The organism is Bradyrhizobium sp. ISRA442, assembly GCF_038085055.1.
In the GTDB taxonomy this organism is placed as follows: Bacteria; Pseudomonadota; Alphaproteobacteria; order Rhizobiales; family Xanthobacteraceae; genus Bradyrhizobium.
In genome coordinates, this window is the sequence record NZ_JALGCN010000009.1 from 93865 (window position 1) to 111751 (window position 17887).

Sequence of the window (17887 nt, forward strand, 5' to 3'; positions counted from 1 at the left end):
GACCGCAGTCTCGATCCAACAACAGGATCGGGGCGAGGATCGACGCGATAGACGTTGACGACGCTCCCGGCAGGGGACGTCGTCTATGGCACTGCATTTGGAATTGCAGCGAACAAGCCTGCGCGCGCTCGGCGTGGGGCTGGTTGCGTTGTTCGTGGCCTGCGCAACATCGCCCTCCTCGGCCGATGAGACCATTGCTCCGGACGCTCAGGACAATCTCGCGCCCGGCATTGATGCGGCGGCGCGTCCTCCGGCGACGTTCTTCCGCATCAACGACGTGCTGGCGAAGCTCGATGCCATGCGCGGCAGCGGGCCGAATGCGACCCGCCTTGCGGCGCTGACGCCCTCCAACGTCGCAACCGACGCAGCACCGGAGCCCAAGCAGGCAGCCCCGAAGGGCGACGAGCCATTCGGCCTGTTCACCTTCCGCGCGCCCGACGGGCTGTTGTGGCGCAAGTGGCGGGGGCTCGAGGCCAAACTCGCCAAGGACGCGGAGATGCTGAGGCAGTGCGAGGCCGATGCCGGCAATTGCCCCTCCAACGCCGCGCAATTCCTGCGGCTGATCGGCGCGGTGAAATCCAAATCGGGACGCGAGCGGCTGGACGAGGCCAACCGGGCGGTCAACATGGTTGTCCGTTACGTCAGCGACTTTGCCCAGCACGGCGAAGCCGATCGCTGGAGCTCGCCGCTGGAGACCTTCGCGACGACGAAGGGTGATTGCGAGGACTACGCGATCGCCAAATATGCCGCGCTGCGCGAAGCCGGATTTCCGCGCGAGGATTTGCGGCTCGTGCTGGTCCGTGACCGCGCCGTGCGCCAAGACCACGCCGTGCTCGCCGCGCGCCTCGACGGGCAATGGCTCATTTTGGACAACCGGCGAAACAGCTTGATCGAGGACGGCGAAGCGACGAGCTTCACCCCGCTGTTTGCCATCAATCATGACGGAGTCCACTTGTTCGCAACGCCTTACGCGAAACGGCAGCCGCTCACGGGCGAAATCGCGGCCTCGCCTGCCGCCGAAAGCGGCGATCAGGTCGAATGGACCGGGGACGAGGCGCTCGGCGGCGGCGGCGGCATCGGCTCCTTGCCGCTCTGGATGTGAGGCGGCAGAGACAGACGGACTTGCTGACAGAAAAACGCCGCCGGTGGGTGCCGGCGGCGTTTTCATTTAAACGTGCAGCCTACGTCGCCAGAAGCACCGGGCTCACGCGTGGTGGATCTGACCAGAAGCCAGAGTATTGGCGTTGATGCCCGTCAGAACCAGCATCATGTCGGCGCTTGCAACGTTCTCGGTATTGCCGGTCGCATTGGCGTAGATGACCGTGTCCGCTCCGCTCTGGAAGTAGACGATCGAATGGGCCGCCACAGTCGTCGGAGTCGTGGAGGAAAGCGTCGCATCGTGGGTAATCCCGGAGATGGCCGAGAAATCGATCACGTCCGTGTTGCTGAAGTCCGAGATCACATCGTGCGCCGCAACGGTGCTGTCAGTCGTTGCCAGGTACTTGAATGTGTCATTGCCCGAGCCGCCGGTAAGCTTGTCGGCCCCGCCGTTTCCTGTCAGCGTGTCGTTGCCGGTGCTGCCGGTCAGGGTATCGGCCGACGCGCCGCCGACGAGGTCATTGTTGACTCCCGCAGTACCCGTCAACGAGTGATCGCCATCGACCGTGATGTTGATCGTCCCGGCAGTCGTATCCGAGTCATGGTCGGTCACGGTCACGTTGAAGCTAAGATCCTTCGTTCCGGTGGAAGTGACCGTCGTCTCCTTGGCGAGCGTGACCTTGCCCGCGTCGCCTTCCGAGTAGATTTCCACGTAGTCGATGAACTTCGTTCCTCCGGCTGATGGAATCGTGTTGCCGGAGCTCGACGAGGTGAAACTGCTGGAGGCGAAGCTACCGTCTGTGTAATGAACGACGTAGTCGATCGTTGCCACCTTCGAGAAGGTCAGCGTAATCGACGTGACGTTGGCCTGGCTCGCCGACGGCGGCGAGTACGGACCGCTACCGTCAAAGTCGTTCACCGTTCCGAAGTCGAAACGCATGATATCGCCGGTGCCGATGTTGTTGCTGTCGACACCGAATCCCTGAGATGAACCGTTGATGTTGTGAAGCGAAATATGGTCCGTCGTCGTCGATCCGGTGATGCCGTTCTTCCAGTCGGCAAGCACAAATCCCGCATCGGCGTGCCAACCGCTCAGGAGCGACAGATTGTCCCCCGCTGCTGATGTCAGTTCCAGAAGGCTCTTCGGCCCACTGGCGACTGCTACCGAACCCGCAATGTTGACGCTGTTGAAAGCATCCAGCGGCTGCAGTTCGGTGAACGTGTAAGCGCCGTTCACTGCATCGACCGACAGCGTGAACACGTTGTTGAGCGTATGATCCGAGCCGGTATACGCCACAAGCGTGCTGGGGTTCGCCGAGTCGACATAGTAGTGGACGGCGTTGCCGTTCCAGGTAATGCCCGACGGATCGGCGTTGCCGGCAAGACTCGCCGTCACCGGATGATCGGCGCCGCCATCGACGGCCATCTTTCCGACCAGCGTCAGGTTCGCCTCGTTCGCGATCACGCCGTGATCGATCACGCCGAGGCTCGGTGTGTCGTCGTTGATCGTGAGCGTGAGCGCCTTCGTGGCCGTGGTGCCGTCGAAGTCGGTCAGCGTGACGTTCACGATGCCCGTGGCCGATGAGGTGCCCGCCGCGTGGTCATACGCGGCCGTCTGCTTGAAGGTGTATACGCCGGTGGCTTCGTTCAGCGTCAGCACCCAGGCTGCGGCCGTCAGGGTCAGAATGGTCTGACCCAAACCGTTCGTGCTCGTCGTTGCAGACGCGCTACCCAATCCACCGTCATAGACATAGGAGAACGGCGTCGTCGGATTGGCGCCGTCGCCTCCGAAGTTGAAGCTCATGGTGCCGGATTGCGTCTGCGGCACGAACGCATCGCTGTTCGAGTTGACGACATTGTCGTCGCCCGCCGCGTCGCTCGTCGTCGCCGATGCCGCCACAAGGGTCGGCTGGCTGTTGAAGACGGTGATGGTCAGCGTCGTCACCGACGTATCGCCATCGCCGTCCTTCAGCGTGTAGGAGAACACGTCCGTGCCCGACGCATTCGCGTCGGCGACATAGGTGTAGGAGCCGTCCGAGCCGAGGGTCAGCGTGCCGAACGCCCCGTGAACGCCGGCGCCAACGCCGCTGTTGTTGGTGATCGGTATCGGGTTGTTGCCGGCCTGGACGCCCGAGATCGACGCCCCATCCGCACCCAGCGTATCCGCACCCGAGTTGGTGGTGCCGACCGCAGTGATGACGTTGCCACTGGCAGAGCCGCTGACAGTCGTGTCGGTATCGGCATGCGCCGTCGGCACATCGTCGACGATCCGGATCACCAAGTCGTCATTCGCCGAGGTGCCGCCGATGCCGAACACCGCAAGCGCGATGTGGTCGTTGAACCCGGTGCCGTCGACCGTATCCGGCGGCGTCGGGATCACGTCATTGTCGATCGCCGCCGACAGCGTGTAGCTGAAGCTCACCGTGCCGCCGAAGCTGGTGCCGGTGTAATCCGTCAGCGTGAGCATACCCTCGCCGGTGTTCACCGTGCCGTGGGTCGTGCCGAACGCCTGGATCTCAGCCAGCGTGAACGTCGTGCCGCCGACCAGGATCTCCTTGATCCCGTCCGTCGCCGAGATCGTGAAGCTGCCCGTCGTCGCAGCCGACCCGTCTCCTGCATGCGTCCCATTCGGGCTCAGCCCGGCCTCGTACACCGCGGCATCCGGTCCGGACGCCTGCGCCGTCGTCACCGTGGCGCTGTCGTCCGTGCCCGTGATGTTGATCGTCAACGTCGCCGGCGAGGTGTCGCCGTCGGCATCCTGCATGGTGTAGTGCAGCGTGAAGCTGAGATGATCCGCCGACGTCAGCGCCTGGGTCGCCGCACGGCTGTTGTCCAGCGTGTAGCTCCAGTGCCCGTTGCCGTCCTGCACCAGCGTGCCGTAGGTGTTCAGCGCCGCGATGTCTGCCGCATCCGCCGCACTGCTCCAAGCCACGAGGCTCGCCGGCGCATCCGCACCGGACTGGTCGTTGGTCAGCACGTTGCCCGAGACAGCGTTGCTGGGGCTGTCCTCGACCACCCCGTACGGGCCGTCATTGGCCGCCGTCGGCGTGTCGTCGACGATCCGAACCACCAGGTCGTCATTCGCCGAGGTGCCGCCGATGCCGTGCACCGCAAGCGCGATGTGGTCGCTGAACCCGGTGCCGTCCACCGTGTCCGGCGGCGTCGGGGTCGCGCTGTCATTGTCGATCGTCGCCGACAGCGTGTAGCTGAAGCTCACCATGCCGCCGAAGCTGTCGCCGCTGTAGCCCGTCAGCGTCAGGATACCCTCGCCGGTATTCACCGTGCCATGGGTCGTGCCGAACGCCTGGATCTGGGCGAGCGTGAACGTCGTGCCGGCAACGACGATCTCCTTGATCCCGTCGGTCGCGGAGATCGCGAAGCTGCCCGTCGTCGTCTCCAGATCGGTTGCCGCTGCAGACCCGTTCGGGCTCAGCCCGGCCTCGTACACCGTGGCATCCGGTCCGGACGCCTGCGCCGTCGTCACCGAAGCGCTGTCGTCCGCACCCGTGATGTTGATCGTCAGCGTCGCCGGCGAGGTGTCGCCATCAGCATCCTGCATCGTGTAGTGCAGCGTGAAGCTGAGATGATCCGCCGACGTCAGCGCCTGCGTTGCCGCACGGCTGTTGTCCAGCGTGTAGCTCCACGTGCCGTCATTGTTCTGCTGCAGCGTGCCGTAGGTGCTCAGCGCGCCAACTGCCGCCGCATCCGCCGCACCGCCCCACGCCACAAAACTCGCCGGCGCATCCGCACCCGACGCGTCGTTGGTCAGCACGTTGCCCGAGACAGCGTTGCTGGCAGCGTCCTCGACCACCCCGTACGGGCCGTCATTGGCCGCCGTCGGCGTGTCGTCGACGATCCGGACCACCAGGTCGTCGCTTCCCGAGGTGCCGCCGATGCCGTGCACCACCAGCGCGATGTGGTCGCTGAACCCGGTACCGTCCACCGTGTCCGGCGGCGTCGGGGTCGCGCTGTCATTGTCGATCGTCGCCGACAGCGTGTAGCTGAAGCTCACCGTGCCGCCGAAGCTGTCGCCGCTGTAGTTCGTCAGCGTCAGGACGCCCTCGCCGGTGTTCACCGTGCCATGGGTCGTGCCGAACGCCTGGATCTCGGCCAGCGTGAACGCCGTGCCGCCGACCACGATCTCCTTGATCCCGTCGGTTGCCGAAATCGCGAAGCCGCCCGTCGTCGTCTCCAGATCGGTTGCCGCTGCAGACCCGTTCGGGCTCAGCCCGGCCTCGTACACCGTGGCATCCGGTCCGGACGCCTGCGCCGTCGTCACCGAAGCGCTGTCGTCCGCACCCGTGATGTTGATCGTCAGCGTCGCCGGCGAGGTGTCGCCGTCGGCGTCCTGCATGGTGTAGTGCAGCGTGAAGCTCAGATGATCCGCCGACGTCAGCGCCTGCGTCGCCGCACGGCTGTTGTCCAGCGTGTAGCTCCAGTGCCCGTTGCCGTCCTGCACCAGCGTGCCGTAGGTGTTCAGCGCCGCGATGTCCGCCGCATCTGCCGCACCGCCCCAAGCCACGAAGCTCGCCGGCGCATCCGCACCCGACGCGTCGTTGGTCAGCACGTTGCCCGAGACAGCGTTGCTGGGGGTGTCCTCGACCACCCCGTACGGGCCGTCATTGGCCGCCGTCGGCACATCGTCCACGATGTTGACCGTGATCGAGCTGATGGCCGAGTCACCATCAACGTCCGTTGCGGTTACGGCAAAGCTCTCGATCAGGCCGTTCGGCCCCTGAATGGGCGCGTGAGTTTCGTTGCTGACCAGCGTGTAGCTGTAGCTGAGGTTGGTGCCGTCGAAGCCGGTAATCGAGAGCGTGTTTCCGAGCGACGTCGTGAACGTGCCGCCGGTGAATACGCCGCCACTGATGACCGTGTGGCCGTCGATGACGAGGCTGTCCAAACCGTCAGCCGCGTTGATTGTGAACGTCCCGCTCTGGGTGAGCGCCGGGGTGTCCGGCGACGAGCCGCCTGGGAGGTTGGCCTCATACACCGTCTCGTCGCCGCTCTGAGCGCCAATGTCCGCGATGCTGACGCCGTGGTCCGAGACGTTGATCGTCAGCTTCGCGGTCGAGAAATCGCCGTCGCCGTCGGTCAGCGTGTAGGTGAACACATCCTTGACGTCGCCCACCGGATTGCCGTTGAAGCGCGTATAGGTGTAGTCGCCGTTTTCGTTGATCACGAGAGTGCCGAACTGGCCGGCGACGGTGAAAACGTGATTGACCGGAGTCGTCACAGCCGTGACGCCATCGACCTCCGTGATCTTCGCACCGTCGGTGCCCACGGTGTCCGCGACGCCATCCGTCGTGTTGGCATCGCCTCCCGCGATGTCGATGCCGGTGATCACGTTGCCTGTGGCGACGAGATCGCCATGAGCGACGCTGTCGAGATCGTTCACCGCAAGCGGTCCGTCGTCCTGGAACTGGATATTCAGGGCGACCGGCGAAACCACACTGGTGGTGTCGCCGTCGAAATCCGTCAGCGAGCCCTTGAGGTGCAGGTCGGCCGTGACGGTCGCGATGTCGTCGTAGGCTGCCTGGCTCGATCCGGTGAGGTCGTTGTGGATCGCCTGATACTGCGCGATCCACACATATCCGGTGGAGTCGGCGTAGACCCTGAACACCTCGGTCTGGCCGGCCATGCCGACCACGGCGCCGCTCGCCTCGGTGGTCAGCAGGATGTGCGTGCCATCGAGCGTGGTCAGGCCGGATTCAAGGCCGGTAATCGCGTTGCCGTTCTTGTCGGTGATGGCAAACGAATAGGTACCGGGCTCGTCGGCGCCCACCTTGCCGGTGAACAACGAGCCGGAATCGAGCACGCTGGTCGCGGACTTGGCATATCCGATGGCGCCTGCCTCGAAGATCGCGGCGGGCGGCGCGTCGGAAGTGTCATTGGCGGGATTCGGATCGGCCGTCGTATTGACACCCGCACTCTCGTCCTCGCTGACCTTGAAGGTCTCGATGACGGTCGTGACCGTGGTGATGGTCGACTCGATGCCGTAGACCTTGAACGAATTGCCGTCGGTCAGCGTCTGCGGATTGCCATTGGCGCTGCTGTCGAACTGGAAATTGTCGTAATTGCCGACGTTTAGCGTATCGAACTGCGTCGCTCCGATGACCTTGACCGTCGAGAGGTCCTGCACGCCGTCCAGCACATAGCCGATTTGCACGTGCGTGGTGCTGTCGAACACAGCGGTTGCGGTGACGGGCGAACCGTCAACCGTGAAGGTCAGGTTGACGAATTGGCCGCCTTCCGTCGCCGAGATGAAGACGACCGCGGTCTCGACGCCCTGCGCTTCCGCCACGTCGATCGAGAACGACGCCGTGTTGACGGAGTAGGCCGACCCGTGGCTAACGGTCGGAGTCTGCGGATTCCCGGTGATCGAGACGTTCTCGAAGAACGCCATCGTCAGGATTTCGGGCCCTGACAGCGGCTTGGTGCTGTAGCCGTCGATGATCTGGCCGTCGCCGACACCGATCTTGCTGCCCGTGGTGTTGACGGAGTCGTCCTTGTCGTTGAGATCGACGCCGGTCAGAATGATGTCGTGATTGTCCTGACCGTCCATGGCGCGGATGTCGGTGTTGCCGGCCTGGAGCGTGTAGGTGAAGGTGTCCGTTGTCGTGACTTCCGTCTCGGTTGGCGCGCGCGCCGTGATGACGGGAATGTCGTCGAGCACGGTGACCGTGAAGGTCCCGGTCCCGAGTGGAATGCTGTCGCCGTCGCCGTCCGTTGCGATCACGTAGGACGAGAGATCGATGACCTCAGTGTTCTCGGTATTGTCGCCGGCGAGCCCATTGAGCGTCGGATGATCGATCTGGTCGTGCAGCGCGAACACATAGGAGCCGTCCGAACCGACCGTGAGCGTAAAGACTTCGCGATCGTTCGAATCGAATCCCGGCGTGCCGCTCTCGACATAGCCGTGCAGGCCGTTCGCATCGGTCACGATGAGGATGTGATCGCCCTTCGACGTCAGCCCGCTGTCCTGCGGACCAAACATGGTCTTCAGGCCGAAACTGCCGAAGCCGTCGGCGCCGAAATTCACCAGCGTGTCAAGCTTGCCGTAGGTGGCCGAGGTCGCGACAGCCGAGTTGGTGCCCTGCACTTCACCGGGCAGCAGAGGTGAATGATCCGGATTGGAATTGGACAGGTCCGTAGGAGTGTGGAGACCGTCCTCGTCGACATTGGCGTTGATCGACGTTTGGGAAATCAGCGTCGGACCGTCGTCCCTGAAGTGGATCGTGCCCGAGATGTCTGCCGATGCGGACGCCGTGTCGCCGTCGCCGTCCTTGATCGTCACGACGGCCGAAATCGAGCCCGATGCGAGCGAGATTGTGTCGTTCGGGTTGGAGCTGCTCGGGTGATAGAGCGAGAGATATTCGACGACCGACACCTTGCCGGTCGAAGGATCGATCGAGACCGCGAATGCCGCCTGCCCTTCAAGATCACCGGAATCGACGCGGCCGACGATCCAGCTGTTGCCGGACCCGTCGCTCTCCGCATGAAGGCTGATCGCCGTTCCGTCGGTCAACTTCACGCCGGAGACGGACGAATTGAGGTGCAGCGAATAGCTCACCGGCGTCGTCGGATCGGGCCCGTCGACACCAAAATACGGCAGGAAGCTCAGTGCCGCGCTGCTGCTGGTCGCATAGGCAAGCACCGGTCCGGGCTCATCCGGATCATTGCCCGGATTGGCCACGTTATCGAAGACGTGCAACGGGCCAGTAACGTCGTTGGCCTGGTTGCTGGGGGTCTCGTCCGCGGTCACCCCGAAATCGCGGGTGACGGAAGCCGCCACCAGCGGTCCGTCGTCTTCGAACTGAATGTCACCGGAAATGTTGGCCGACGCCGAGGCGTGATCCCCGTCGCCATCGGTGACCGTGACGGTCGCCTTGACCTGACCGAGCGCGTTTGCCAGCGAGACCGCCTCATCGGAATCGACGCCGACATCGGCGCTGTCCTGGTGAAGCGAAACGTATTGGACGACGGACACCTTGCCGCTGACCGGATCGATAGCGATCGCGAATGCGGCCGGATCGCTGCCGGTGTTGGTCACGTCGGAGCCTGAATCGGATCCGTCGTAACGGCCGACGATCAGGCCGTTCTCCAGGAACAGGAAGATCTCCTTCCCTTCCGTCGTGGTGATGTTGGAATCGACCGGACCGGTCGTGCTGTTGCCCTGCGTATCGGTGAGCGTCAGCGAGAACACCTGGGCGCCCGTCTTGGCTGCGCCGTCGGTGCCGTAGTCCACATTGTTGATGGTGAGCGCCGCGACGGTGCTCTGCGCATAGCCCAGCGGAAGACCGAAGAGGCCCTGCGGGTCGTGCCCCGGATTGGCGACCCCGTTGAAGACAGACGTGAACAGAATATCGTTGTCGTCGCCGAATGGCGGGCTCTGCAGAAACAGAGTTTCGTCGTGAACGACCTGAAAGCCTTGCATCTCCGACGCCGTGACGGTCGGACCGTCGTCGTCGAAGGCGATGAACGATTTCTCGTTGCCGATCAGCGTGACCTGAACCGACGAGCTGGTCTGGTCGCCATCGCCGTCCGTCGCAGTGGTCGTGAGCTCAAGCTTGAGCGTCCCGTTCCCGGCCATGTGCAGGATCGCCTGCTCATCGAACAGGGACGGATTCTCCGAGCCGCCATTGTCGATCGGCAGGAACTGGTCGACGGTGATTTTCGCCGTGGCGGGATCGCTTGCATTCTCCAGCGTGATGCGGAAGGCAACATATTCGTCGCCGTTATTCGCGATGCCGTCGCCGACAATGCGCCCTTCGATCGTGTTGTCGTCGACCTGAACGAGCACGATGGCGCGCTGTGCCGCCGTGAGGTTCTCGAGCGGCGTGCCGACCAGCGCGGTCGCAGTCAAGTTCGTACCGGCCGTCTCGCTCGAAAGCACCAGCGTGAGAACGTTGCTGATACCACCGCCGGCGCCCGGACCATCCGTTCCGAAGTCGACGATGGCCATGTCGAACAGATCCGCGATATCACCCGCGGGGGTCGACAGTTCGCCGATGGCCTGTTCCTGGGTGGGATTGGTCGCGACGGTGACGATGGTGACACCCGTATCATCGGCCGTGCCGTTCGGCAGACCGCCGCCTGACTCGGATTCGCCGACGTTGTAGGTGTCGTGCTGCGGGCCGTCGCCGTGGCCGATGGTTTCGTCGAGATTGAGCCGGTCAAGATTCGACGGATGTTCGCCCTCTTCCCGCGTGATCGTCGGACCGTCGTCGTCGAAGGCGACGAATGAATTCTCGCTGCCGATCAGGTTGACCTGGGTCGTCGAGCTGGCATGGTCGCCATCGCCATCGGTGACTGTCGTCGTGAGTTGCAGGTCGAGCGTGCCGGCGCCGGTGAGCTGGAGGAGCGTCTGCTCGTCGAACAGCGATGTATCGCCGTGATCGATCGCCAGGAACTGGTCGACGGTGACGTGCGCCGTCGCAGGATCGTTGGCGTTTTCCAGGGTGATGCGGAACGCGACGTACTCGTCGCCATTGTTGGCGACGCCGTCGCCGACGATACGTCCCTCGATCGTGGTATCGTTGACCTGGACCAGCACGATGGATCGGGCCGCTGCGTCGAGGCCTTCCAGCGGAGTATTGGCAAGCGCCGTCGCGGTCAGGTTCGTGCCGACGGTCGCGCTCGACAGCACCAGCTTCATGACGTTGCTGATGCCGCCGTCCGGACCGGGACCATCCGTTCCGAAATCGACGAGCGCCGCGGGGAAGAGATTGATGAGCCCGCCAGCGGGCGTCGACAACTCCCCGATCGCCTGGGCCTGCGTCGGTGCAGTCGACACCGTGATGGTGGTCACCCCGGTGTCGTCCAGAGTGCCGTTCGGAAAGCCACCGTTCGATTCTGTTTCGCCGGTGTTGTAGGTGTCGGGCTGCGGGCTATCGCCGTGCCCAATCGTCTCGTCGAGATTCAACACCCCGAGGGAAGGCATTTCGCTGCCCTCGCCGCGCGTGACGGTCGGACCGTCGTCGAGGAAAGACACGCCGAGCGAACCGGTCGAAACCGCAGTGGCCGTGTTGCCGCTGCCGTCCGTCACCGTCTGCTGCACGAACACGACGTCGGCAAGCTGGGCGCCTTCGCTCGTGTCGGGTTCGGACGCGGTACCGTGCTTGATGGCTTCATACTGAGCCACGTCAAGCTTGAAGGTCACGGGATCGAGATAGAGCTCGAAAGCGATCGCACCGTTCGCATCTGCCGCACCACCGGCGGTGCCCTCGCGGCCGACGACGAGATTGCCTTCGGTGAACAGGAAGATTGCGTGGCCGGTCACCGTGGCCTGCAGACCGGAATCGACGCCCGCGAACGCCGCGCCGGTCGACGTCGTCAGTGCATAGGTGATCGTTCCAGTGCCGCCGCTCCCGAAACTGGCGCTCGACGATGCGATCTCCGAAACGGCGCTCTCGGCCCATCCGATCAATCCGACGGGAGAGAAGACCGCAGGCAATGCGGCAATGGCCCGATCGTTGGCGCCGTTGAGGGTCTGCACGTCGACGGTTTCGTCGTGGATGACTATCGTGCCCGAAAGCGTGAAGCCAGCGCTCGGCGGAATCGTTGTAGGCAGTGCCGTGAATGTCTCCGGACCGAGGGCGAAATTGCCGAGCTCTTCCTGACCCAGCAGGTCGAGCGGATTGCCCGCAACCAACGGATCGACGGCGCTGCCGGTGAAGTGGGCGCCGCTTGCTTGCGCGTTGCCGTTGCCGTCGCCGGCTGCGGGCAGCACTGACTGATCCGTCGTGATCGGGAAGAGGCTTGCGAACTCCTGCACGTTGACATCGCGCCCGGGCGCGAGCTCGATCGACAGGAGCCCGCCATCGTCATGCCGGGAGTCGAAGACGGGATCGACCGTGACCGTCGACTGGTTGTCGAACAGAATGATCAGCTTCTCGCCGACATGGACGAGCGTGATCTTCTCATTCGCGATTGCCGAAAAATCGAGCTTGACCTTCTGGTCATACCCAAGATGCACGACCACCGCCTGATCTGTCAGCGGCTTCGATAGCGAGAAAGTTCGAACTGGGGTGGAATTGGTCGGAACAGCGGAACCGGTGGCCTGAGCCACCTGAAATTGAGCATTCATTAATTGCCCCTGCCAAACACTCTGTGCGCTTGAAAAACAGAAAGTAAGCCGAAAAACTTAGGTATTAAGCTATTGTTAACTGCATCAGCGGTCAACGAAATCAACTAGTTAACGAAGACTTTTTGGTCGACCGTGGTAAATTGGTTGATATGGGTGAGCGTCGCCCGAAAAGGCATTAGAAATGAATATCTTGCCGCGAATTGATCGGAAAAGTTGCACCAAATCGGGAGCGACAATGAAGGTACTATTGTCCGCCGTCGTCGTAATGCTGTGTGGATTCGCCACGCCGGCACGGACCCAGGATGCACCCGCTCCGGTCGAGCGAACGGTCAAATCGGCGCCCAACAGGGACACGCGAATCGGCGTCTACATCAACGTGCTGCCGGACTGCACGTCAGGGCCCCTCCCCACGATCCGCCTGGTCAATCCGCCCGTATCCGGAAAGGTGACCGTCAAGTCGGCGAAGGTGAAAGCGACCAACTACAAATCTTGCCTCGCGCTGGAGGTGCCGGCCTACGTCGCGTTCTACAAGTCGCAGCCCGACTTCATCGGCGACGACGTGCTGACGATCGAGGTCAAATATGCCGGCGGCCGAACGGAAATTCAGAAGATCACGGTCAACGTGACCGGTCCGGGCACGCAGCAGAAGATTTAGGTGGGGGCGGACCTACCGCGCGCAGGTGCCAGTAGGGCCTGATCTCGCCCACGGCGTAGCGCGTAGACGCGCATCGCTAACAGCAAAAATCCGGCCGGGTATATTCCCGGCCGGACTTTCTTGCGAACCATCGAGCTGGCCGCATCGATCAGTCAGCGTCCCCTCCGCTTACGCGTGCAGGGCGAAGTCGTTCGAGCTCAAAGTACCCGAGACATTGGTCAGGTGAATTTCCATCACGTGAGCTCCGGACGTGGCGTCCTCGCTGCCACTGCCGACGTTAGCGTAGATGGTGGCGTTGCTGCCATTCTGCACGAACTCTACATGTCCCGCCGCCAAGGTCGAATTGAAGGTGGTATCGACAGCGGTCAACCCGAGACCATTCAGGAAGCTAATCGTGTCGCTTCCATGCGTGAAGTCGATGATCGTGTCCGACGCGCTATGGGTCGAGTCGACAAGAGCGGTAAAGACGAAGTTGTCATTGCCGTTGCCACCCGCCATCAAGTCAGCGCCACCGAGACCCTTGATGGTGTCGTTTCCAGATCCGCCAAGGATGTAGTCGACGCCAGCGCTGCCGGTCAGGCCGTCGGCGCCGTTTTGTCCAGCCTCAATATTGTTGGTGGGAGAAAGTACGTAGGCCGTTGAAGGCGGTACAGACGGCATGGTATCGCCCGAAGGCGTGTTTGTGCCGAGCAGCAGGGTAAACTCGACGGTGGTCGACGTGCCATCGGGCGCGTCAGCATCAGTAACTGTCACCTGCAGGTCGTGAGTGCCGGCCGATGCGTTACCTGCAATGAGCAGATTTCCAGCCGAGTCGATGCTGATACCTTGATTATTACTGTTGCTGGCCAGCGACCAGGCGTACGTGTCGGTGCTATCCTTATCGACGGCAACAAAATGACCGAGGCTGTTCCCGGTGTTTCCTGTCTGATCCGGCGCGAACAGGATGTTGGTCGGCTTGCCGGTGTCCGCGGCGACATCAAGCGAGCCATCGAGATGGATGGTCACGTACTCGGTCGTCGTGCTGACCGGCGCATGCGCGTGCAGCGGATCTGTAATGCTGTAGTCGTTCAACACGACCTGGAAGGTGTCGGACGTATGAACGCCATCGATCTTTGCATCGTCGATCGAATAGTGCCAACTGACCGTGCCCGTGCTGTCATCGACGGTTGCTGTCAGTGTGCCGAGATGATTGGTGTTGTCGATCGACACCGTATGGGTGTCGTGGATATCGGCATCGGTGAACGAGAGCGTGCCATCGGCCGTGAATACCACCGGCGACGTGGTGTCGCTGGTATAAGCGTCGGTGACGGTGGCTTCCGTGTGGTTGCCCGCATCATCGTAGCTCGATGCAAACACCGCCGCATCGTCGGTGCCGGTGATCGTGTACGTGACGGTGATCGGGTCGATGGTGGTCGAGTTGTCACCCGGATGATGCTCAACCAGATTGACCGTAAAGGTCTCGACCTTGGTTTCGCCCTGACCGAGGTAATTGATCAAGCTGTCGGCCACCGAATACGAAAGATCGATCTCACCAACCGCACCATTGCCGCTGTCGGTCGCCACGGTCGCCGTCAACGTACCGAGATCGCCGGCCGCCGCCACGACGCCTGTGGTCGGGTCAATCGAGTGAGTGTCGGTCCAGTCGGCGTCGGTGAACGCGAGTGTCCCGTTCTCAGTCTCGACTCCCGTGGTGTCATCGCCGGTTGCATTTTCGGTGACCCCGGCCGTCCCAGCGAATGAGACCGGGTGACCGACAACGCCGCTCATGTCGCTCCCGGCCGTCACGACGGCCGCGTCATTGGTGCCGGTGATCGTATAACTTACCGTCGTGGTGTCGGTGGTGGTTGTACCGTCGGGGTGTTTCTCGACAAGATCGACCGTAAAGGTCTCGGTCTTGGTTTCGCCCTGACCGAGATAGTTGATGTCGCTGTCGGCCACCGAATAGGACAGGCTGATCACGCCGGTCGCGCCATTCTGGCTGTCCGTGGTCACGATCGCATCGAGATGACCGAGATTGCCGCTGAGTTCGACTGAAGCCGTATGGCTATCGTGCCAATCGGCGTCAGTGAAGTTCAGCGTACCGATCGAGGTTTCGCTCCCGGTCTCGTCCCCCTGCGCGTCCTCGGTCACCCCGACCGCCGTGAACGGTCCGTTGTCGGGGCCGCTCGTGTTGGTCGCCGCGACGATGACTGCGGCATCGTTGTCGCCCGCAACCTTGATGTCGGCCTGCGCTACGCTGAACGCGCCGTTCGACATGCGGATAATGTAAGTGAACTGACCAAAGTCGATGGTCTCGCCAGCAGAGAGATGCTGCAGAAGAGCAGTGTTCGCCGGGTCCAAAACGAAATTGATGTTGTGTGTGGCGTCGAGCAAGACTTTTCCGGTCATATCCCCGACGGTCGAATGTCCGGTCAGAGACACACTCGATGATCCGGGCAGCGGCGCGGCGAAGTTCGACAGGTCGACGTAGTGCGCCAAATTGCCCTGAACCTGAGCGACGGTGTCGGAGGTGATTCCCATGATCGTGGCGGCCGCTCCGCCACCGTCGTTCGCCAGAATGTTCTCGTTCGGGTCGCTGCCGGTGCTGAGTGACTGCGTTCCGTCGCTCAAATCATCTTCCTGCAGAAGTAGATTGTCGTTCTGCGCCTGCGGGGTGAATTTGACTGCAACCGTCAAACCGCCTTTTGCCGTTCCCATAATTTAACTCCTCAGAGGTGATGCGGCAGCACGCCGGAGCGATGTCGCGAAAAGCGCTCGCCTCGTCGGCTGCTTGAGAGATTTAGTAACGATGAAATTCGCGAGCGCTCGTAGAACCCGGCGCGCCCGCTGCTTGGTCCTTCAATTCTGTCTGTTTGCTGAGAGCGCCCGCCCTATTGAAAATGGATACGATGTTGGACCGACCGACGTGCGCGGCCGTTAAGAGAGAGTGTCTGAAATTTCGAATTTGGAGAACGCGGCACAAGATACGTATCGACGCAGCCGCGACTAACGGCTGGCGAGCGAATGGCTGAACTGGATTGAGCGTACTCACACACCGTCCGTGGACGCGCGGACGTGGAGATAGTGCCGCGAGCACAAATCGCTTCGGCGCCCAAATCAGGCGCGGAAATAAAGTCGCCTCGCGAAGAACGCACCCCAGCCCCACAGCAATCGCTTTAACCAAATATTAGCCAAAGGCTATCGTGCGCGTTTGCATTGAGGCAATAGTAGTACCTCGATTTTGTTCGCTCAAAACGATGCGCTTCGCTCAACTTGAGCCAACGCATCGCAACGTCGCGGCATTAATTCCCTATCAGACAGCATTTAAATACCTTCATGCTTCGAACCCGATACAGCAATGCGCATCTCGGCGTCACCGCGATTCGGCCTCTGCGTGTGCTCGTCGGCCACGCAGATATCAACTCTTGCGCGTCCGCATGAGCAAGCCGGAGTATCTCGGCTCCATGCCGCGGCTGTTGCTGGATGGCATTTCGATCGGCGCCGTGCTGCTCGATGCCGCGTCAGGCCGGATCGCGTATGCGAACAATGCTGCGCGACGGGCTCTGGCGTACGATGCGGAAGAGCTCCATCAGCTCACCCTGCACAATCTGCTGCATCCCGCGCACCGTGACGCGTGGTTTGCCAACTTGCGCCGCGTCGTGAATCGCACGACCGATCCGTGCCGCTTCGAGGCCCTTTACTTGGCGAAGAACGGCCACTTCGTGCGAATGAAAACCGTGCAGTCCGGCGTCGCGAATGATGACGGCACGGTCAAGTGGATCGGCTGCCTGCTCGAGCAAGTGCCTGCGGCGCATGACGAGGCCGCCTCGGATCTTGCGGGCGTGACGATCTGGCGGTGGAGCGTGCCGGGACGGCCCGACGGACTGGGCGCATATCGCGTGCTCGCAGGACCGCCTCCGGCCTCCTCTGAGGCCACATTCGATATGCTGACCGAAGCCGTCCATCCCGACGATCTCGATCAGGCGCAAGGACTGCTCAGACGAGGGCTCAGCGGCGCAGCGGGCATGCTGGCTTACCGAGAACTCGCCAGCGATGGCGATGTGCGCTGGACCCGACAGACGGTGAACCCGGTTGGCGACGACCGAGGACAGGTGACGCATCTGATCGGAATAGATGTCGACATCACCGAGCGAAGGGAGCGCAGCAGGACGTCCGAGAAGATGCTGCACTTCATCCAGCATCTGCAAACCCAGTGGGACAAACCCCTTGTCATCGCCGACGTCGCCCGCCAGCACGGCGTCAGCTTACGCGCCGTACAGAAGCATTTTGCATTGCGGGGGACCTCGGTCGCCGAATTCCTGAAGCGCATCCGCCTGGTGCACGCCTACGACATGCTGGCGGCGGCCGGCTCGCGAACAACAGTGACCAAGGTCTGTGCGAAATGCGGCTTTGGCAATCTCGGCCATTTTGCCCGCGACTACCGCAGCGAGTTCGGCGAGCTGCCCTCGGATACCCTGCTACGGGGCAGGATGCGGCGCCCTGACCTGTCGCGTGACGGCAACAGGTGAAGGCCAAGTGCGACCTCTCGGCGTCGCGGCAACGCCGCCGTTTGACGCTGTTGGCGATTTTTGCTCTCTTAGCGTGTGATTTCAAAATGTCTTTGGGGGCGGCGATGCGCAATTTAACGGCCAAATGTCTCACAGCGGCGGTTCTTTTCGGAGCCGGACTGGCTGGCAATCCCGGCGGGGCCGTCGCGGCCGACATGGCCTTGAAGGCTTCGCCCGGCGCGGTCGGCAGTTGCTCGGAGCTCGTCTTCACCTGCGAGAACGGCAGGCAGTATCCCCTGTGTCCGATCGCCGTATCGATCGAAGGCGAGGTCGTTACGGCCTCGCTACATACCGGCCGCTCCGGCGGCGTGCATGTGCGCCTGGTCCCGATGGGGGTTGGATATCGCTATGCCGGTCCGGGCGTTTGGGTCGACGGTTTCCGCGGCAATGCCTTGCTCAACTTCGGCAAGCACAGCCAGATCGCCTGCACGATCGAGAACTACTGATCGACTGGCCCAAGCGGCGCCTCCGCGAGGCGCCGCGCATCCGCTCCGCTCG

At 62.5% G+C, this 17887-nt stretch carries 6 protein-coding genes; 4 read left to right on the forward strand and 2 right to left on the reverse strand.

Features of this window, described 5'->3' with window-relative positions; translation table 11 throughout:
* The first annotated feature begins 85 nt into the window (after positions 1-85).
* Positions 86-1102, forward strand: coding sequence for a transglutaminase-like cysteine peptidase (locus tag MTR72_RS20140; RefSeq protein WP_280964746.1), 1017 nt, complete (start codon positions 86-88; stop codon positions 1100-1102).
* Positions 1103-1204: 102 nt separating this feature from the next.
* Here MTR72_RS20140 and MTR72_RS20145 read toward each other — a convergent pair whose 3' ends face one another.
* Entirely contained in the window at positions 1205-12187 is a 10983-nt protein-coding gene (locus MTR72_RS20145; protein ID WP_341510866.1) for a DUF5801 repeats-in-toxin domain-containing protein, read from the reverse strand.
* A 235-nt stretch (positions 12188-12422) separates the two neighbouring features.
* On the opposite strand from MTR72_RS20145, the gene MTR72_RS20150 reads away from it, so the two are divergent.
* Positions 12423-12842 (forward strand): hypothetical protein, encoded by a 420-nt coding sequence (locus tag MTR72_RS20150; RefSeq protein WP_280964748.1) that lies wholly within the window; start codon positions 12423-12425, stop codon positions 12840-12842.
* 168 nt (positions 12843-13010) lie between these two features.
* Here MTR72_RS20150 and MTR72_RS20155 read toward each other — a convergent pair whose 3' ends face one another.
* Entirely contained in the window at positions 13011-15539 is a 2529-nt protein-coding gene (locus MTR72_RS20155) for a M10 family metallopeptidase C-terminal domain-containing protein (protein ID WP_341510867.1), read from the reverse strand.
* A gap of 719 nt (positions 15540-16258) precedes the next feature.
* Between MTR72_RS20155 and MTR72_RS20160 the strand changes: the two genes are divergently transcribed.
* Both MTR72_RS20160 and MTR72_RS20165 read left to right on the forward strand, forming a co-directional pair.
* Positions 16259-17350, forward strand: coding sequence for a helix-turn-helix transcriptional regulator (locus MTR72_RS20160; protein ID WP_280964750.1), 1092 nt, complete (start codon positions 16259-16261; stop codon positions 17348-17350).
* The gene (locus MTR72_RS20165) at positions 17347-17835 is read left to right on the forward strand and encodes a hypothetical protein (protein ID WP_341510868.1); all 489 of its coding nucleotides are present in this window, start codon (positions 17347-17349) and stop codon (positions 17833-17835) included. Before MTR72_RS20160 ends, MTR72_RS20165 begins: the two co-directional genes overlap by 4 nt.
* The last annotated feature ends 52 nt before the right edge of the window (positions 17836-17887 follow it).